This is a genomic window from Pedobacter sp. 01N416 (genome assembly GCF_056399685.1).
Genome location: NZ_JBFTRT010000625.1, coordinates 1 through 2,776, shown reverse-complemented (window position 1 = coordinate 2,776; position 2,776 = coordinate 1). Strand labels below are relative to the sequence as shown.

General features: G+C 37.0%; 2 protein-coding genes. Both read right to left on the bottom strand.

What is annotated here, in order from left to right:
* Positions 1-11: 11 nt before the first annotated feature.
* On the bottom strand, positions 12-2,387 hold the full coding sequence (locus tag AC1DND_RS24830; protein ID WP_477585230.1) for an ABC transporter permease: 2,376 nt from the start codon (positions 2,385-2,387) through the stop codon (positions 12-14).
* Between the two features lie 74 nt (positions 2,388-2,461).
* Positions 2,462-2,776, bottom strand: a 315-nt coding sequence (locus tag AC1DND_RS24825; RefSeq protein ID WP_477585229.1) for an ABC transporter permease, incomplete at its 5' end; no start/stop codon positions are given.

Here is a 2,776-nt window from a genome sequence, read left to right as displayed (position 1 = left end):
TCACGCAGGTCTTATTCATATTTAAGTGCATCAACAGGGTTTGCTTTTACGGCACTGTTTGCCTGGATACTTACGGTTATAATGGTTAACAAAATGGTTAGGGCTGCACTAATTAAAAAAGGGAAAAGAGGCAGATCGATTCGATATGCAAAGGTTTCGAGCCACTTTTTGGTTAATATGTACGCTAATGGCCAGGAAATAATATTGGCTATAAGCACCATAACAAAGAATGAACTATTAATGAGTTTGAAAATCTGTAAATGACTTGCACCAAGAATTTTCCTTACTGCAATTTCCTTCATTCTACCAGTGGTAATGTATTTTGCAAAGGCAAATAAACCCAGTATTGCAATAAAAATGGTGAGGATTGCAGCAGCAAAAAATACAGATTGTAATTGTTCTTGTTTTTTAAAGAGTTTACCATACATTTCATCCAGAAATTGGTAACGGAAATTATCTCCATCCAACTTGTTAATCTTCGGCCATTGCGATTTTAAGGCACTCAGCACTTCAGACATCTTGCTTTCTTCTATCTTTAGCATAATTTCTGTTTTGGGGTTTCCGCAGGGATCATTTATTGCGTAAATGGTAGGCTGTACTGCTTTCTCAAATCCAAGTGCTTTAAAATCTTTTATCACGCCTACAATCTTATATTCTTTATTCTGGCAGCCTTTTATGGTTTTACCTACAGGATTGGTTAATCCATACTTTGCTATTGCAGCTTCATTAAGTATAGCAGAATTTGCCGTATCGGTTTTAAATTCTCTGGAAAATGTTCTGCCTTCTTTAATCTTAATATCTAATGTTTCGAAATAATCAAAATCTACATCTGTAAAACTTAAACTTTGTTCTTTTCCATCAACAGTATATTTATTTTTTCCACTATCAGAACCATCCGGCAATGCATTGGTAACGGTAACCGATTTCACCCCCGGAATTTTGACCATTTTATCTCTTATCGGATCGAATTTGCTTGGCGAGACGAAATATGCGAGGTTTTTAATGTACACCACTTGTTCGGGTTTGAAACCAATATCTTGGGTACGCATGTATTTTAGTTGAGAACTGATGATGAGCAGACCTATAATAAAAACTACCGCTACGCTAAACTGAACCACCAATAAGCTGTTGCGCAACCAATAGCTCTGTTTGCTGGTTTGAAAATTACCTTTTAAAACAAGTGCAGGTTTAAATCCAGATAGTACCATGGCAGGATAAATACCGGCTATCAGCGTAATAAAAATTAATATAAGTGGCAATTGCCAGAATAAAGCACTATTGGCTATCCAAATGGATAAATTGACCACGAACAGGTTATTAAATTTTGGCAAGATGATTTCGGCCATAATCAGTCCTAATATCGTCGCTGCTAAACACTGGATTAATATTTCTGTTAAAAACTGAAAAGCAAGCTGAAAGCGATAAGCACCCATCACTTTTTTAACGCCTACCTCTTTTGCCCGTTTGGTTGCCTGCGCTATACTCAGATTGGTAAAGTTGATACAGGCGATTACCAAGATCAGGATTCCTAAAACAGACAAAGCTATGAGTACTTTATAATTGGCATCGGTACCGGCCTTTGGTTTAAGGTGTTGGTTTTTTAAAGGATCGAGAAAGGCTTTTGTTGCTTTAAAAGTCTCATTATTGGGATCTTCTCCATCTTTAAGCAATTCCTTTTTATAAAGGGCATTAATTTTAGCTTCAAGTGCCTGAATATCTGTGCCCGGTTTTACCTGGATATAAGTGTTGTAGTTGTTGTATCCATAGTTTTCGCCTATCCCAACTTCTTTCATCAATGAAATGGCGTCGAAAGTAATATTAGAGTGGGGATCGGCAAAAATACTTCCGCTCAACTTACCTGTCATATTAGCCGATTTACTCCCAAGCCAGATCATTTCAGGCTGACCGTTTTTATTATGAGGGAAAAGCGTTTTATAATTTTCGTTGCTTAGATAAAACAGATTTTCGGTTGTACTTTCCGGCTTAGTTAAACCGACAGTGGGTTTAATGTTAAACATTTTTGCTGCAGCATAATCGAGATAGAGGCATTTACTTAAAAAAACAACACCGTGATCGCTGCTAACTGGAAATTCAAAAAAACTCATTTTCATGGTACCAACTGAAACTACTTCTGGCATTTCTGCTTTAATAGCTTTACCCAATGGTGGCGGAGTATTATTGGTCTTAAAATCAGGCAACTGTCTACCTACTACGTAAATTTCGTTGTAGTTTGGGTTTTCCTTGTCAAAACCTGTTTCATAGGTAAAATACATGGTTACCAAAATAAATGCAGCTAAAGCAATAGCTAAGCCACCAATATTTATGAAGGTAATTATCTTGTTTCTCCAGAGGTTTCGTAGTGCAATTTTTAAGTTTAATCTGAACATAAGGCGTAGGGTTTGGCGTAAAGTGTTTGGCGTGTAGCGTTTAAACGCTTAGCACCAAACGCTTCACGCAGGTCTTATTCATATTTAAGTGCATCAACAGCGTTTGCTTTGGCCACTTTAAAGGTTTGCAGGCTCACTGTTAAAATGGCAATAATTACCGAGGTTAAAAGGGCAAGCAAAAAAGGCCATGGGTTAATGGTAATTTTATAATCATATTTCTCCAGCCATTTGGCAACAAGAATATAAGCTACCGGGATAGCGATCACATTGGATATGATTACCAGTTTCATAAAATCTTTGTTCAAAAGAACCAGGATATCAGAAAGATTAGCGCCCAATACTTTACGGATACTGATTTCTTTACTGCGCTGTTCAGCGGTATATAACGC